This window comes from Salinicola sp. MH3R3-1, from assembly GCF_001937155.1.
GTDB lineage: Bacteria > Pseudomonadota > Gammaproteobacteria > Pseudomonadales > Halomonadaceae > Salinicola > Salinicola halophyticus.
Window position 1 is genome coordinate 35178 of the sequence record NZ_MSDP01000030.1, and the last position, 16079, is coordinate 51256.

Genomic DNA, 16079 nt, shown 5'->3' on the forward strand with positions numbered 1-16079 from the left:
TCAGCTCTCCTTGGCAAGACGGAAGCCGGAAAATGCCCAGCGGGCATGAGGCGGGAAGAAGTTGCGATAGGTGGCGCGGATATGATCGGCCGGCGTCGCACAACAGCCGCCTCGCAACACCATCTGGCCGGACATGAACTTGCCGTTGTATTCGCCCAGGCTGCCCGGCAACTTGCGAAACCCCGGATAGGGGCGATAGGCGCTGCCCGTCCACTCCCATACATCGCCGAACATCTGGCCCGGCGCATCTGTGTCCCCGGCATCGGCGATCGGCTGCAAATGGTCCTGCTCGACGAAGTTGCCCTGAATGGTGGCATCATGGGCCACCGTCTCCCACTCGGCCTCGGTGGGCAGGCGGGCACCGGCCCACTGCGCATAGGCATCGGCCTCAAAGAAGCTGACATGGCACACCGGCGCGTTCCTGTCGACCGGCACCAGACCGCCCAGGGTGTAGTGGTGCCAGGCCCCGTCGCGCTCGACCCAGTAGAGCGGTGCTTTCCAGCCCTCGGCCTTGACCGTGGCCCAGCCGTCCGACAACCAGTAATTGGGTTTGTCGTATCCGCCCGCCAGCATGAACTCCAGAAACTCGCCATTGGTCACCGGGCGATCGGCGAGCCGGAAGGCTTCGACGAACTGACGGTGGCGCCCCATCTCGTTGTCGTAGGCAAAGCCCCCCTCGGTGTCGTCATGGCCGATGTGCCGAACGCCGGCGGGATAGGCATGCCAGCCGAGCGCAGCTACCTCATGCGCAGGCGTCGGCGCCAGGTCGTCCCGGTAGACCGGGCATAGCGGGTTCTGGGCCAGGATGTGCTTGATATCCATCAGCAGCAGTTCCTGATGCTGCTGTTCGTGCGGCAGGCCCAGCTCGAGACGTCGGAGAATCTCCTGGAGATGTTCCTGCGGTGGATCGCCGAGCAGCTCTTCCATGGCCCGGTCGATGTGCGCGCGATAGCGATAGACATCGTCCACGGTCGGCCGCGAGATCATGCCGCGCTCGGGCCGGGGAAACGGCGTGCCGTGGGTCACGTAATAGGAATTGAAGAGGTGGTCGTACGCGGAGTCGAGGGTCTGATAGGTGGAATGAAACGGTTTCAGAATGAAGGCTTCGAAAAACCAGCTGACATGGGCGATGTGCCATTTCGGCGGGCTGACATCCGGCATGCTCTGCACCATATAGTCTTCCTTGTGTAGAGGTGCACAGATGGCCTCGGTGACGGCACGGATCCGCTGGTACGCGCGCAGCCATTCCTTGGCGTGCAGGTTGTCTGGCGTTTCAATTGCCAAACCTTGAGCAGTTGACATGGACGACTCCTTTCTCAGTATCACTCCATTGATGTGGATCCGGCAGGCTAGGCCCGCCGGGGCCTATAGTGCAAAGCGTATCGAGCCTGTAAATAATGAGAGTACTTCTGCGCCAAGCCCTCCGACGATCAGCAGCACGCCAGACACGATCATTGTGAATCGAGCCCACTGGCCCGACAGCACATGCACGGCGGAATGGTTACTGCCGAACATCATCGGCGCGACGATGCGCAGGTAATAGAACAGCGAGATGACCGTATTGATCACCGCCACGAGCGCCAGCCAGGCGTAACCGCCCTCGATCGTGACGCGAAACAGCATCAGTTTGCCGAAGAAGCCGACCAGCGGCGGGATACCCACCAGGGATAACAGCGACACGATCAGTATCGTTGCCGCGATCGGTGCGTGTCGGGCCAGCCCCCGGTAATCGTCCAGTGCGGTACGTCCCCGCAGGTGCGTGACCACGGCGAAGGCAGCCAGGTTGGCCGTGGCATAGGTTGCCAGGAAGAACACCAGTGCCGGCAGGGCCTGATCGCTGATGCCCATCATCACGATGGCCATCAGGGCATACCCGGACTGGGAAACCGATGACCAGCCCAGCAGACGGCGCACATCCGTCTGTCGCAATGCCGCCACGTTGCCCAGCGTCATGGTGGCGACGGAGATCGATGCCACGATCGCCCGCCAGACTACATCCGGTGGCAGCAAGGAAACAAAGCGGGCCAGCGCTACCGCGGCGCCGATCTTGGGGATGACGGTCAGAAAGGCCGCCGCCGGTACCGGGGAACCCTGCGCCACGTCCGGCATCCAGGCATGGGCCGGAAACGCCGCCAGCTTGAAGGTCAGACCCAGCACGACGCAGGCCGTGGCGATGGTCAGCGCCAGGCGGTCGCTGTTCGTGGCCAGCGCCTGGGTAATGTCCGGATACCCGGTATTGCCGGTCAGGCCGAACAGCACCACCACTCCGATCGTCAGCAACGTATTGGTCAAGGCGCCGATCAGGAAATACTTCATCCCGGCTTCCAGCGCGGGCGCCCAGCCACGGTGGTAGGCGGCCAGCGGGTAACTGGCCACCGAGGACAACAGCACGCCCAACACCAACTCCATGGTATCGCTGGCCGATGCCATCATGATCACGCCCAGCAGGGCGAACAGCACCAGCGCGTAGTACTCGCCATGGCGTCGATCGGTCCGCATCCATTCAGGCGACATCGCGACGACCAGCGCACCGGCCACCAGCACGACCAGTTTGCTGGCGAGCGCCACGCCATCCAGGGCCCAGACACCGGAAAACGTCAGCCGCGGCGTCCCGCCCCATTGCGCGAAGGTCAGCCCTGCACCGAGACCGATAGCGAGCAGGGCCAGCACAGCTGCCCAGTGCTGCTGCCGCTGACGGACGAAGCTGGCGAACAGGACGATCGCCACCGCTCCCAGCGTCAGGCTGATTTCCGGCAATACGTCACCGATAGGCATCAGTGGCCTCCCATCAACAGCGTCGCCGATGCCTCGACCAGTGTCAGCAGAAACGCCGGCGCCACGCCGATGATCACGAAGCCTGCCGACAACACCGCGAGCACGCCCCACTCGAGGGGACGCAGATCCTCGAACTGCGCCCAGCGCTCCGGCATCGCCCCGAAGAACACCTTCTGCAGCATCTGCAGGAACAATGCTGCCGTCACCAGGATGCCCAGCACGCCGATGACGGCGAGCCACGGATAGACACCAAAGGTGCCGACAAAGATATGGAATTCCGCCACGAAGCCGGCCAGGCCAGGCAGGCCCAGACTGGCAAACGATGCGAGCACGGCGAAAGCTGTCAACCACGGAGCCTGACGAAGCAATCCACCGTAGCTGTCCAGGTCGTACTCCTCGGTGCGCTGCCAGAATGAGCCACAGATCAGGAATAGCGTGCCAGTGATCAGACCATGCGCGACCATTTGTACCGTTGCCCCGGTCAGCGCTATTTGCCGGGCGACAGTGTCATCGCTTAGCACCGCGGCGGCTACGGCGATCCCCAGTACCGTGTAGCCCATGTGGTTGATCGAGGTGTAGGCGATGCGCCGCTTGAGATTACGCTGTGCGAGCGCGACCAGGGCGCCGTAGAGTATCGAAACGACGGCGAGCACGGCGATGAACAGGGCATAGCGAGCGAACGTCTCCGCCATCATGGCGAACGGAATGCGGATGATCCCGTAGGTGCCCATCTTGAGCAGCACACCCGCCAATATCGCCGAGACCGGCCCCGGTGCATCGACGTGTGCCTGCGGCAGCCAGGTATGCACGGGCACCATCGGCGTCTTGATCGCAAAGCCCAGCATCAGTGCCAGAAATACCAGCCCGGCGTAGAGCCCGGTACCGGCCAGTGGCTGCTGTTCGATAAGCACACGCATGTCGAAGGTATGCGGTTCGACCGACAGGTAAAGCCCGATGATCGCCAGCAGCAGCAATAGCGAGCCAAAGAAGGTGTATAGAAAGAACTTGAACGCGGCGAGCTGCGCCTGGCCATGCCCCCAGCGGCCGATCAGGAAGAACATCCCCACCAGGCTCAGATCGAAGAAGACATAGAAGAGCAGCAGATCCAGCGCCAGGAAGACACCCAGTGACACGGACTGCAGGAAGAGCATCCAGGCGTAGTACTGGCGAGGCTGATGCTTCGTGTCCACGGGGTAGGCGATACTCGCCGAGAAAACCAGGGAGCTCATCGTCGCGACAGCCAACGCAATGCCATCCACGCCCAACCTGTAGCCCATGCCCAGGCTGGGTACCCAGGGTACCTCCTCGACGAACTGGAATAGCGCACCTTGCGGATCGAACTGTCGCCACGCCCAAGCCAGCAACAGCACCGGCAACACCGAGACCGCAATGGCAAATCGACGAGCCGTGACCTCGGTCCAACGGTTTGAAACGGCGAGTACGAGGGCCCCCAGCATGGGAAGCCCCAAGGCTGCAGTCAAAATCAAAGGAGCGCTCCTATGCTCAGAATGATCAGGATCGCGGCGAGTCCTGCCGCGATACCGGTGTAGTAGTGATGCATCTGCCCGGTGTGCGCCCGACGTGCCACTTGCCCCGCCCAGTCGACACCCTTCGCGAGCTGGCTTGTGGCGCCATCGAACGCGCCTTCGCCACGCCGCTCTCCCAGCCTGGCCAGCCACACACCGAAGCGGGCACTGCCACGGATCCCGGCATCCACGGCGCGATCGTCGAAGCGTGCCAGGCCATGGCTGAACATCATCACGGCATCCGCACCTCGCGCCGTCAATGCCGGCAGACCCAGCCAGTCCGCCATAGCGATACGCGTTTCGCTCTGCTGGCTCGACACCTCACGACGCACCGCCAAGGCGCCGAGGCCCACACCCAGCGCCACCAGCAGTAGCGATACGATCAGTTCCCATAGCTTGGTCTTGGGAAAGTGCACAGACAGCAAATCAGCAAGGCTATTTCCGACACCGGGCCACCAGAGTAGCGATAGCGCCAGCGTGCCTGCCGCCAGCAGGTAAAGCGAGATGGCCTCCGCCCGGGAGTGCCCGGACCGGGAGGAAGCGGTACTCGTACGGTCCTGCCGCCCCCGCCCGAACGCCAGCAGTTGAAAGCGTGTGGCGTACAGCGCACTGAGGCCTCCCGCCACGGCGGCAATCACGGCCAGCCAGGACGCCTGATGGCCGGCGGCCGTGACGATCTTCTCCTTGCTCCACGCCGCACTCAGCGGAACGACCCCCGCCAGTGCCAGGCTGGCCACCATGGCGGCTGCCGCGACGCCCGGAAGCAGGCGGCCCAGGCGCATCGCATTAAGCGAATAGCTGCCGACATGGCGTTCGGCGATGCCGGCCGCCAGAAACAGGGCCGCTTTCGTGAACGCATGTGTGACGAAGTGCACCAGGGCGACACCGGGAAAGCCCGCTCCTGCCGCCAGCCACATTAGGCCATACTGGGCCGATGTAGAGGCGGCCAGCAGCTTCTTGGCATGGTCCTGAAGACAGGCCACGACCCCCCCTGCCAGGGCGGTGGCCATTCCGAGCGTGATGGCGACCGGCGCAAACCAGGCGACTGCGGACAGTTCCGCATGCAGCCGAATCACCAGGTAGATCCCCGCCGCGACCATGGTCGCCGCATGGAGCAATGCCGACACCGGTGTCGGCCCGGACATGGCGGCAAACAGCCAGGGAGAGAACGGCACCTGGGCGGATTTCGCGGCGGCGGCCAGCACGACGCCGGCAACGAACACGTCCAGCCGCCACCCATCGAGTTGGGCCAGGTCTGCAAAGGCAAACGACCCCGTGCCGGCGAACGCTGCCGCCGCGGCGATGTACAGCCCCAGATCCCCGAAGCGAGTGACCAGGAACGCCCAGGCGGCATCCCGCAGGTTGCCGGCCTTCTGCCATTCATGGGCGATGAGCGCCCACGAGCATGCCCCGACCAGTTCCCAGGCGATCAGCAGGGTGACGAAATCCTCGGCCAGGACGAGCAGTTCCATCGCGCCGACGAACGCCGTCAGCAGCGCCACCAGTCCGACGGGGGGGCGCACCGTCTCTCTGCCACTGACCGGCGATGCTTCATGGTAGGCGCTGTAGACGATGATCGGCGCGGCGATCAGTGGCACGACGATGGCGAACACGGCGCTGGTGGACGTCATCCCGAGTGACAGAACGATTCGGGAGCTCCAGCGATAGGTGCCGCCCCAGTCCGCCGTGACCGCGATGCTCACGAGCAGCAAGGTAGCGACCGTGATCGCCACCCCCGCCAGGGTCAGCACGGCACGGCCCCTGTCGTCGCCCGGCCAACGCTTGCCGACCCCATGGATGACGAGGGCAGCCAGCAGCGGCAAGAGAGGAACGAACCACAGCATCAGTGCTTCAGCCCGGTCAGCGATTCGGTCATGTCGGCCTGTTTACCGCGGAAGACCGCGACCACCAGGGCGAACCCCATCGCCATCTCGATGGCCATCACGGCCATGACGATGATCGTCAGCAGTTGGCCTTCCGGTGCTCCGGCCCCGCTGAAGGCCCAGAACGCCACTGCCGCCAGCATGACACCGTTGAGGATCAGCTCCAGTCCCATCATCAGCATCACGAACGACTGCTGGGAAAGCGCGCCATAGATCCCGATACCGATCAGTGCCGCTGCCAATAGCAAAAGTGTGGTGAGTGTCATGCAAGCCTCCCTGCCTGTCTGTCCCGCTCAGTGATGATGGTGATGATGGTGATGCTCGCCCTCTTCGTCCTCCTCGGGCTTGCCTGCCGGGTCGCCGCCCGGTTCCAGCCCCGGCGGCATCGAGCCCTCCGCCGCCGCGCCATAGCGCCCGCGATGGCTCGACAGCACCACCACGCCGATCATGGTGGTCAGCAGCACGAGACCCGCCGATTCGAAAATCAGCATCGAATCACCGAGCATTTCGTTGCCCAGTGATCTGACGGGGTCGAGGCCTGCCGGCACCGGCTGATCGGGAAAGACTGCCAACAGGGCCATGGCGCCCAGTACCAGAAAACCGGCGACGCCAGCCCCGATGGCGATGCGTTCCTGATGGACCATGTTCATGGGATTCAGGCCGGCCGGGTTCATCATGAACATGACCATGAACAGCGCCATGACCGTCATTTCCACGGCCATCATGAAGAACATGGCAACGCCCAGGTATTCCGCCGCCAACAGGATCATGATCACGCCCACGGCGATGAACGACACCAGCAAAAAGAAGGAGGCCCGTACCATCGAATCGGTGCGAAACACGCGCCACCCGGTGACCACCGCCAGCGTGGCCAGCAGCAGAAACGCGATATCGACACCGAGGCCGTGATTCATGCTCTCCATCACAACAGCACTCCTATCCCGGCCCATACCAGATCGATGAACGACAGCGGCAGCAACACGACCCACATCAAGGTGACGCAGCGCTCCGGCGCCAGTCGCGGCAGTAGCCGCCCGAGCAACAGCAGCACGCTCAATACCGCCAGCATCTTGAGGGACATCCATACCGGGCCGGGCAGCCAGGGCCCCAGCCAGCCCCCCAGGAAGGCAGTCGCTGCCACGCCGCTGAACGCGACCAGCATGCCCGCCCGGGCCATGTCCCAGACCAGCCGTGGCGGCCCCGAGATCTCCGAGGCCGTGCCGCCGGCAAGATCCGTCGAATCGGCCAGATTCAGCGGCCCCCAGAAGGTCATGCCCAGGCCGACGATGAGAAACAGCGGCAGTCCCAGCGGCTGGCGGATGACATTCCACAGGCCTTCCTGCGAAGCCACCACCTGGGTGAACTGCAGCGATTCGGCCGGCAATGCCACGCCGATCAGCACGAACATGCTGATCAGGATGTAGGAAAGCCCCAGCGCCACGTACCGGTACCCGCCGATCAAGGCCAGTAACGAATTCGCCGACCAGCCATGCAAGAAGATGACGACGGTCGCCAGCGCTTCCACGCTGCCCCACAGCACCACGCTGGTGACCAGGTCCGTGGCGACCAGCGATGCCGACCATGGCACCACCGCCAGCCCGCCCGCCGCCAACGCCAGATACAGGGCCGGTGCCAGCCGCCAGGCCCGCCAATCCGGCGCTTCGGTGGCATTGGCGTGCTGGGTCAGCAACCAGGCTCCGCGCGCCATCGGCGCCAGCCAGATACGCCCGGCCTGAGGGATGCCAAGAGCGCTGGCAACCAGGCGATCAAGCACGGCAACGGCATAGCCGCCGACAACCAGCATGAAGATCACCATGAGAACCGGCAGAAATAGCTCGCTAAACATCGTTTCCGTTGCCTCCCCGCGCCGCGCGGGACTCACCGGATGGCTGTGTGCCGACAGGCTGGTCGGCCAACGCCGCGACATCCAGACTGGCGACCGTTGCCAGGGCGTCGCCCCACTCCAGCCCGGGCAACAGCTCATCGAAGAGCGCACTCGCATCCGCCGGCCGCCGCTCCGACCAGGGGCCACGCGGCGTCTCGATGCTGTCTGCTCGCTCCGTGTGTACGTTGTCACGTTCGGCCAGACGGGCCAGATGGAGGGATTGATCGATTTCATCCAGAAGCTGCCGCCAGCGAGCATGGGTATCGCCTTCGGCCTGACAGACGGGGGAGAACCCCAGCCGTCGATAGCCGGCGTCCTCCGAGCGCAGATCATCAGCCATTCCGGCAGCTCGGGCGGCAGGCCCGCCGATCATGCGTGCCTGCTCGGGGCCGAGCGCGCCTCCGCCCGCCGTCAGGCGAAAGAAGCCACTACGCGATAGCGCACGCCGCAATCCGTCGAGGGTGCTCGACGTCGACAATCCATGCGCCAAGCGCAAGGCTCTCAGGCTCACGCTCTCCAGGCCCGCCAGGTGTAACGCATGAAACAAACGCTGCAGATGATGGCGAACCCGGGCAAGCTCGACCTCCGCAATGGGGACGGGGCGCTCGTGCGCGTTGAAAAAGACCTCGTCGAGAAATTGTGGATACGGTGCAAACTGCGTTTTCCATGTCTCCACAAGATCCCCCTGGAGGGTGATCTCCGCCGCCATGCCGGGCGGAAACGCGAAAAAGAATGGCCCCAGCCGGAAAGTCAGTGAATCCAGCGTCAACCCGTCGCGGATGTCATCCTCCATGTTCATGGCCATGGGTCGCCCGTAGGGCACCCCACCCATCATGCCTTCACCGCCCTGGCCGAAATCGCCCTCGCCTTCCCAAGGATTGGGCGGCTCATCCGGCAGGAGACGATGGGCGCTGCCGCGGCGGCCTTCCATCAGCTCGCGATGCGCTTTGACCAGTGCGCCGGGCAGGTCATCGAGAGCGTCGATACGGGCCACGCGTTCCAGATGGGGCCAGGGTTCGCTGCGAAACCACAGCGTCGTGAAGGGGTATGGCAATTGGTCATGCACCCGGCGCAGGGGCTCGAAGCGGTCGGCCGGAATCTCCCCCGCCACCAGCAGCACGCTGGCGTGGCGCGGTGAGTCGACCAGTTCGATGTGTGGTGAAAGCACAAGGTGTCTCAACGCGCCAGCGCCATTGATCCCCAATACGGGAAACACGGGAACGCTGCCACGCGCCGCGAGCTTATGCAGCCAGTTCACTGCCACTTGAACACCCCCTCACGCCAGGCATAGACGATGCCCACCGACAGGATGGCGAGAAACATGCCCATCTCCATCATGGCTTTCATGCCCTTCTCGACGAATACGACTGCCCACGGGTACATGAACATCATTTCCATTTCGAAGGCGATCAACAGCAGTGTCATGGAGTAATAGCGAACGTGATAGCGGCTCCAGGCGTGGCTGTCGGGCGTCCCCCCGCCCAAAAACGGCACGCGTTGAGACCAGCTAGGCCGTGGCCGGTGACGTATGGGCAACCACTGCACCAACAAGCCGGCGCTCAGAGCAAGAATTAGAATGATTAGAAGAGCGAACAGCTCCATGCGTATCCCTCGCGTCGCTGACTCAACAATCCTCAGCCCGTACCAAGGGCTCTGACCTTAGGGCTTCTAGCCCGTTCGTTTCTAAAAACTAGGCGGCTTTTCTGAACGCAAGCTGAATGAATGTCCCTATTTAGCCCCTCGGTTAAAGTAGGTTAATAAAAACCGGAGTGCCAGGCCCTAACCGCCCCAGCAACTCGGCACTCTGCGTTTGGCATTATTCATAAATCATAGGCGCCGATTTAAAGAGGCGTTGCCAGTTATCTGCTCAACTCACACAAGAGAGCTCAGTAATCTAAAATTCGCTATCTCCTCGATTGCTGGGCTAAGCCAAACTCCAGGAAGTTAGGGTAAGCGGCGTAATAGATGAGAGAGGATAAAGCTGGCGCCCCATGATGATATCGCGTACAACGCATTCAGGATCAGTTCAGGAAAATCAGCTATTCTGAAAGGTAAAGCTCCGAAAGCTAAAGCAAACCCCTGAAAATATGAAAATTTTACTGATTGAAGATGATGAACTACTAGCGGAAAGCCTAGCCGAACTTCTCGATGACGCTGGATACCGCACCGACATCGCCCTCACCATGAGAACGGCGATGGCTCTATCAGCTACGGAGGTGTATGCGCTGGTGATTCTCGATCTCGGCTTACCTGATGGCGCCGGATTGAATCTTCTCGCTAATTGGAGGCAGGCGCAATGGTCGGTGCCAATATTGATTTTGACGGCTAGAGATAGCTGGGTCGATAAAGTGGAAGGTCTTCGCATAGGCGCCGATGATTATATGACCAAGCCTTATCATGAGGAGGAGCTGCTAGCCCGACTACAAGCGCTATTACGAAGGCAAGCAAATACCTTCTCCTCATTATTGGAAGTCAATGACATTCGTCTCGATGAGGCGCGTCAACAGTTCAGTTTGATGCACCAAGAATGGCAGACTTTGACCTCTACCGAATTCCGGTTATTACGCTATTTGATGCGCAACCCCGACCGCATCCACTCCAAGAGGCATTTGCTAGATCAACTTTATGCGCTTGAGCAAGACGCAGCCGAGCCCAATCTAGTCGAGGTCTACATCGGTAGATTACGCTCTCGGCTTGGTCGCGAACGAATTGTAACCCGTCGCGGCCAAGGGTACATACTTGTTACGGCCTAATTCGCGAAGTCTGCGACTACGCCTACTCGGGGGGTTAGGCGTAGCAGCCTTAATAGTGGTGGGCAGCACCTGGGTACTACACGGGCTTCTATTAGATCGATTGGCACATAACTTTCTCGCTGATCGCTTGAAACAGGAATCTGCGTTGGTCATTGGTCGTCTGCGCATCGACGGCCTGAAGGCATTGTCGTTGCCGCCCGATGCCAATCCCGCCGAAACTTTTCACCACTTCTACCAACTGCGTATGAACGGACGTGTTTTCAGTACCCACGGTGCGCTCAAGTCATTACCGATTAAAGAGTCGGGTGAAGGCGCCGAATTAATAAACTGGCGTAATCATCGCTTGCTTCTCTGGCGGACTCGATTCTTTCTCGGCGGCGAATCGGCCACACTGATTGTGGGAGAGGATTTCACCGGTATCGAACAGGGGTTGACACGGCTGCACTGGTGGATCGGCGCAGTGGCAGTGGCATTACTGCTGTTGCTGATATTACTCAACCTATTTGCGGTTAACCGTGCCCTGCATCCTTTCAGTCAGTTGTCGCGACAGCTCATCGAGCTTCAACGCGGCGAGCGCCGTCGCCTTCAAATCAAGACCGTCTCCGAGTTAGAAGCGCCAATAGCCCAGCTAAACACGCTTCTCGATGAGCATGAACGGCGTCAGCAACGCTCGCGAGAGTCACTTGCCAACCTCTCTCATGCTATCAGAACCCCGCTCACCGCGGTCATGCAGGCTCTGCGTTCGAAACGGGCCATGGATGAGAAACGCCGCATGCGTATGCTCGAACGGCTCAATGATATCGACGAAAAACTGGAAAGTGAGCTACGACAGTCACGTATCGTCGGTCAATCTACTGGCCAGCAACACATGGGGATGAAAGAGATCACCTCCATGCTGGAAATGTTTCAAACTCTATATCCCAATCGATTTTTTATTCTCGATGACACCTCTATCACCGACTTTAGGATGCCGCTGGAGCGTCAAGACGGGATGGAATTGCTGGGCATCGTGCTCGATAACGCGGGAAAGTGGGCGCGACAGAGAGTCGAGCTGACTTTGCTCGCCGCGCCATGCCGCCTGCGAATAGAGGATGACGGACCGGGGGTGCCCAACGACATGCTTGGGCAGCTCGGCCAGCGAGGTATGAGGCTCGATGAACAGTATCGAGGGCACGGTCTCGGGCTCTCCATTTTAGCGCAGCTAGCCGCGCGCTACGCCGGCCACGTGACCTATGACCGATCCAGACTGGGCGGACTGAGGGTCGAGATAACTTTTGTCCCTCGCGGAACACCCTGAAAATATCTCCTCTCAGTAGCATTTTCCTTTCAGCGTTATTTCAGATTACCGGCGTCTACTGGCGATAGGAATTCAACAGCCCTCAGGATATCTGCCATGCCACGTAGGACCATCACACTGCTGTTATCCGCAACACTCACACTGAGTGCTCAGTTCGCAAACGCCGCGCTGCCCGATAAAGCCATACTTTATAAAAGCCCTTCCTGCGGCTGTTGTGCAGCTTATGGGGAATATTTGGAGGAGCGTGGCGTTGAAGTCGAGGTAATAGAAACAACGAGTCTCAGTGATACCAAAGCGCGTCTCGGAGTTCCACATGGACTCGGAAGCTGCCATACCCTCGAGATGGGCGGCTACATTGTCGAGGGCCATGTACCCGGCGTGGCGCTCAGCCGGCTCTTCACCGAACGTCCGGACGTGAAAGGTATATCGCTGCCCGGCATGCCCGCTGGGACTCCAGGTATGCCCGGCGATCAGGTTCAGGCACTGACCGTGCATCAATTCGGCAATGATGAAACCCAACTGTTCATGACATTGCCGACATCGGCCGGGTGATACTTCCGACCGCAGCATCTGGCCCTTTCCTATTTCGTCTTCCTCGGGCAATCGGACAAACGTGTCGCCCTCTCATTTCAGTGGAGCTTTTATGAAATTCTTGTTTTTGCTTTTCACCTTTGCTGCCGTCACCACCTCTGCAATGGCCGACACCGGCCACGACCAGGGGAAAACAATTGGCTCCGAACCTGATCGAACGATCGATATCCAGGCTGGGAGCATGTGGTTTGATGCCGATGAACTGCAGATCGCGCCAGGCACGACGGTACGTTTTCGTGTCGAAAACGTTTCCATGATTCCTCACGAATTTGCTATCGGCAGCAGCCGTATGCAGCAGATGCACCGTGACATGATGCAGCAGGGTGGTGATCACCACGGTGCTACCGACAGCAATGACATGGCGGACAATCATCACGACGGCATGATGAACCAAGACGAGATGAGCCGTCAGAGTGCTGCCATCACGATAGCGCCGGGCGAGACCGAGACATTGACTTGGACCGCGCCCCAGCAAGGCGACGCCATTGAATACGCTTGCTTCTTGCCAGGCCACTACGAAGCCGGGATGAAAGGGACGGTCACGTTAAATTCGAATTCTTGAGCCTTGGCCACGCGTCACAAGCACTTCAGGCACGTCACTAGAACTCCAGGAAAGAAACTCATGAAACATCGTTCGATCGATAACGATCGCCGCCGTCTTCTGGTCGCGTTAGCCGGAACCGGTGCGCTGGCAGGGCTGGAGTCACTGTTACCAAGCTATGCGCGGGGGGAAACGCTTTCCCCCCGGAGCGGAATCGCGGCGCAGGTCGCAGGCGGCCCGCCCCACCCAGTTTCGCTGGATTTCGACGTACGTCGCGAACGGGTCGCCATCGCCGGAGGCCACGGCAGCGGCATCACCATCAATCGCTCGATCCCCGCGCCGCTCATCGAACTGTGGGAGGGACAAGGAGCGCGTCTGCGCGTTCACAACCACCTCGATCAGGATACCTCTATTCACTGGCACGGTTTGATGCTGCCGTTTGAAATGGACGGTGTACCAGGCGTTTCCTTTCCCGGCATCGCCCCAGGCGAAAGTTTTGAAGCCGCATTTCCCGTGCGCCAGAGTGGGACTTATTGGTATCACAGTCACTCCGGTATGCAGGAGCAGATCGGTCTGACCGGGCCGCTTGTCGTTCATCCCGCAACACCCCATCGGATACAGGCCGATCGCGAATACGTGATCATGCTCAACGACTGGACTTTTGAAGATCCGCATCGGGTAATGGCACGACTGAAAAGTCAGAGCGACTATTACAACTATAATGAACGCACGGCAGGCGATTTCTTCGACGCCGTCGAGAAGGATGGCTGGATGTCGACGCTTCGTGACCGGCTCGCATGGAATAACATGCGCATGAGCCCCAACGACATCGCCGATGTGACCGGCTCCACCTACACCTACCTGATGAATGGACGCCATCCAGCGACGGGGTGGGAAGGACTATTCAAGCCCGGGGAACGCGTACGCCTGCGTGTCATCAATGCCTCGGCCATGACCTACTTCAACTTTCGCATTCCCGGCCTGCCAATGACGGTAGTCGGTGCCGACGGTCAGGAAGTAGAGCCGGTAGAGACCGACGAGTTTCAGATTGGCGTGGCGGAAACTCTCGACGTCATTGTCGAACCCCAAGCCAGCATCGCCTATACGCTGATGGCGGAGTCGATGGATCGCAGCGGCTACGCTCTGGGTACTTTGGCGCCTCGCGCCGGAATGCGCGCGGCGATACCGGCGTTGAGAGAATCACCCCAGCGCACGATGGTGGATATGGGCATGGACATGACGCACGGGGCCATGGGCGGCATGTCCGCCGATGCCATGACCGATATGGACCACGGCAAGGAAGAGTCCGGTGCCATGGGCGGCATGCACAATGGCATCACGTCGGGCATGAGCCACGGCGATGGCCACGGTGGCATGGGTGGCATGGGTGGCATGGGTGGCATGTCGGGCATGAATCACAGCGCTATGTCGAGTATGAACCAAAACAGCGGACGCGCGGCCATGGCCGGGATGGCGGGCATGGGTGCAGGCGATCCCGGGCCGGTCGTGGCGCGCCATGAGCCCGGCGGTCATGGGCCCGGCAACTTCAACGTCGCCGAGGTGCAACGCGACCGCCTCGGTGAGCCAGGTACCGGGCTAGAGGCTGTCGACCATCGTGTACTCACTTACACGCAGCTGCGCAACGTCAAGCCAATGCGCGACCGGCGTGTGCCGTCGCGGAATATCGAGCTACACCTGACCGGCAATATGGATCGCTACATGTGGTCGTTCGACGGCCTGACATACTCCGAATCCACGCCGATCGACATCGTGCTGGGTGAGCGCATTCGTCTGATCCTGGTCAATGACACCATGATGGAACACCCCATCCACTTGCATGGCATGTTCATGGAACTGGAAAATGGCCAGGGAGATTATCTCCCATTCAAGCACACCCTCAGCGTACTACCCGCCTCACGTGCTTCGCTGTTGTTCACTGCCGATGAACCAGGACGCTGGGCGTTCCACTGCCATCTGCTATACCACATGGATGCCGGGATGTTCCGGGTGGTACGGGTAGCCCCGGCGGAGGCATTCGATAATGTTTAACAACAAACTCATTCACTGTGGTGCATTTTTGATTGCAGCTCTCTGGTTGCCCTCCGTCGCTTTCGGCGACCATCACGGTCGTGCCAATGTAGACGAGGTCGTTCCCGAAGAGCCCTTGAATGCTCGTAGCGGCTCTCCCACCGAATGGAACGAACCGGTACATGACGACGCGATATTCAGCCAAATACTGGTCGACCGATTCGAATACCGAGATAGCAACGGCGCGCCCAATGCCTGGCTGTGGGACGCCCAGGGCTGGATCGGTAACGATATCAACCGATTCTGGTGGAAAAGCGAGGGAGAGGGACCGATCAACGGTGGAAGCCCCGAGAGTAGTGATCTACAGCTACTCTATAGCCGCCTAGTCTCACCTTTCTGGAACTTGCAGGCCGGCGTACGCCAGAGCTTCAACCCTGATCCCGACCGACGCTTCGCGGTCGTGGGCTTCCAGGGTTTGGTGCCGCTGCTGCTGGAAACCGATACTGCGCTATACCTCAGTGACGAAGGTGATGTCAGTGCAAGCGCCGAGTTCGAATACGAGATGCTACTCACTCAGCGATTGATCCTGCAACCACGACTGGAGCTCTCAGCATCGTTCCAGGATGTTCCCGAGTACGACATTGAGCGCGGTTTTAACAGTAGTGAGATCGGTCTTCGTCTGCGCTACGACCTGATGAGGGAGCTAAGCCCATACGTGGGGGTTAGCTACGAACGTAATTACGATGATGATGAGTCAACAACTGCCTTGGTAATGGGTCTGCGCGCCTGGTACTAAAAGT

15 protein-coding genes are annotated in these 16079 nt (G+C 60.5%); 6 read left to right on the top strand and 9 right to left on the bottom strand.

All coding sequences use genetic code 11. The annotated features are described in order from the left end of the window. From egtB to BTW08_RS16160, 9 genes are all read right to left on the bottom strand, one after another. Positions 1–1302, bottom strand: a complete 1302-nt coding sequence (gene egtB, locus BTW08_RS16120) for an ergothioneine biosynthesis protein EgtB (RefSeq protein WP_083627931.1) — start codon at positions 1300–1302, stop codon at positions 1–3. Positions 1303–1365: 63 nt separating this feature from the next. Then, positions 1366–2775 carry an NADH-quinone oxidoreductase subunit N gene (locus BTW08_RS16125; RefSeq protein ID WP_071232068.1) on the bottom strand — a complete coding sequence of 470 codons (1410 nt, stop codon included), beginning with the start codon at positions 2773–2775 and terminating at the stop codon, positions 1366–1368. Further along, complete coding sequence (locus BTW08_RS16130) at positions 2775–4262, bottom strand: NADH-quinone oxidoreductase subunit M (RefSeq protein ID WP_210403267.1); 1488 nt, start codon at positions 4260–4262, stop codon at positions 2775–2777. The genes BTW08_RS16125 and BTW08_RS16130 overlap by 1 nt, the downstream gene beginning before the upstream one ends. Further along, complete coding sequence (locus BTW08_RS16135) at positions 4259–6145, bottom strand: proton-conducting transporter membrane subunit (RefSeq protein ID WP_075563538.1); 1887 nt, start codon at positions 6143–6145, stop codon at positions 4259–4261. The genes BTW08_RS16130 and BTW08_RS16135 overlap by 4 nt, the downstream gene beginning before the upstream one ends. After that, positions 6145–6450, bottom strand: coding sequence for an NADH-quinone oxidoreductase subunit NuoK (gene nuoK, locus BTW08_RS16140; protein ID WP_035413666.1), 306 nt, complete (start codon positions 6448–6450; stop codon positions 6145–6147). Before nuoK ends, BTW08_RS16135 begins: the two co-directional genes overlap by 1 nt. 27 nt (positions 6451–6477) lie before the next feature. Next, positions 6478–7107, bottom strand: coding sequence for an NADH-quinone oxidoreductase subunit J (locus BTW08_RS16145; protein WP_246837773.1), 630 nt, complete (start codon positions 7105–7107; stop codon positions 6478–6480). Beyond that, a complete protein-coding gene (locus BTW08_RS16150) occupies positions 7107–8030 on the bottom strand; it encodes an NADH-quinone oxidoreductase subunit H (RefSeq protein WP_075563539.1) in 924 nt (307 codons plus the stop codon). The genes BTW08_RS16145 and BTW08_RS16150 overlap by 1 nt, the downstream gene beginning before the upstream one ends. Beyond that, positions 8023–9333, bottom strand: coding sequence for a hypothetical protein (locus BTW08_RS16155; protein WP_139313695.1), 1311 nt, complete (start codon positions 9331–9333; stop codon positions 8023–8025). Before BTW08_RS16155 ends, BTW08_RS16150 begins: the two co-directional genes overlap by 8 nt. Further along, positions 9324–9563 (bottom strand): NADH-quinone oxidoreductase subunit A, encoded by a 240-nt coding sequence (locus tag BTW08_RS16160; RefSeq protein ID WP_246837775.1) that lies wholly within the window; start codon positions 9561–9563, stop codon positions 9324–9326. The genes BTW08_RS16155 and BTW08_RS16160 overlap by 10 nt, the downstream gene beginning before the upstream one ends. A gap of 593 nt (positions 9564–10156) precedes the next feature. On the opposite strand from BTW08_RS16160, the gene BTW08_RS16165 reads away from it, so the two are divergent. The 6 genes from BTW08_RS16165 to BTW08_RS16190 all read left to right on the top strand — a co-directional run bounded on the left by BTW08_RS16165 (position 10157) and on the right by BTW08_RS16190 (position 16075). Next, positions 10157–10822, top strand: coding sequence for a response regulator transcription factor (locus BTW08_RS16165; RefSeq protein ID WP_075563542.1), 666 nt, complete (start codon positions 10157–10159; stop codon positions 10820–10822). A gap of 145 nt (positions 10823–10967) precedes the next feature. After that, positions 10968–12119 carry an ATP-binding protein gene (locus tag BTW08_RS16170; protein WP_083627932.1) on the top strand — a complete coding sequence of 384 codons (1152 nt, stop codon included), beginning with the start codon at positions 10968–10970 and terminating at the stop codon, positions 12117–12119. Between the two features lie 96 nt (positions 12120–12215). Further along, the gene (locus tag BTW08_RS16175; protein ID WP_075563544.1) at positions 12216–12671 is read left to right on the top strand and encodes a DUF411 domain-containing protein; all 456 of its coding nucleotides are present in this window, start codon (positions 12216–12218) and stop codon (positions 12669–12671) included. Positions 12672–12762: 91 nt separating this feature from the next. After that, positions 12763–13272, top strand: a complete 510-nt coding sequence (locus BTW08_RS16180; RefSeq protein WP_071232268.1) for a plastocyanin/azurin family copper-binding protein — start codon at positions 12763–12765, stop codon at positions 13270–13272. Positions 13273–13332: 60 nt separating this feature from the next. Next, positions 13333–15300: a copper resistance system multicopper oxidase gene (locus tag BTW08_RS16185; RefSeq protein ID WP_075563545.1), complete on the top strand. Its 1968-nt coding sequence runs from the start codon at positions 13333–13335 to the stop codon at positions 15298–15300. After that, positions 15293–16075, top strand: coding sequence for a copper resistance protein B (locus tag BTW08_RS16190; RefSeq protein WP_075563546.1), 783 nt, complete (start codon positions 15293–15295; stop codon positions 16073–16075). Before BTW08_RS16185 ends, BTW08_RS16190 begins: the two co-directional genes overlap by 8 nt. Positions 16076–16079: the final 4 nt, after the last annotated feature.

Bases quoted from the DNA above. Each gene is read 5' to 3' on its own strand.
- BTW08_RS16145 (WP_246837773.1), bottom strand. From the start codon at position 7,107: ATGGAGAGCATGAATCACGGCCTCGGTGTCGATATCGCGTTTCTGCTG.
- nuoK (WP_035413666.1), bottom strand. From the start codon at position 6,450: ATGACACTCACCACACTTTTGCTATTGGCAGCGGCACTGATCGGTATC.
- BTW08_RS16180 (WP_071232268.1), top strand. From the start codon at position 12,763: ATGAAATTCTTGTTTTTGCTTTTCACCTTTGCTGCCGTCACCACCTCT.
- egtB (WP_083627931.1), bottom strand. From the start codon at position 1,302: ATGTCAACTGCTCAAGGTTTGGCAATTGAAACGCCAGACAACCTGCAC.
- BTW08_RS16185 (WP_075563545.1), top strand. From the start codon at position 13,333: ATGAAACATCGTTCGATCGATAACGATCGCCGCCGTCTTCTGGTCGCG.
- BTW08_RS16165 (WP_075563542.1), top strand. From the start codon at position 10,157: ATGAAAATTTTACTGATTGAAGATGATGAACTACTAGCGGAAAGCCTA.
- BTW08_RS16150 (WP_075563539.1), bottom strand. From the start codon at position 8,030: ATGTTTAGCGAGCTATTTCTGCCGGTTCTCATGGTGATCTTCATGCTG.
- BTW08_RS16190 (WP_075563546.1), top strand. From the start codon at position 15,293: ATGTTTAACAACAAACTCATTCACTGTGGTGCATTTTTGATTGCAGCT.
- BTW08_RS16175 (WP_075563544.1), top strand. From the start codon at position 12,216: ATGCCACGTAGGACCATCACACTGCTGTTATCCGCAACACTCACACTG.
- BTW08_RS16125 (WP_071232068.1), bottom strand. From the start codon at position 2,775: ATGCCTATCGGTGACGTATTGCCGGAAATCAGCCTGACGCTGGGAGCG.
- BTW08_RS16135 (WP_075563538.1), bottom strand. From the start codon at position 6,145: ATGCTGTGGTTCGTTCCTCTCTTGCCGCTGCTGGCTGCCCTCGTCATC.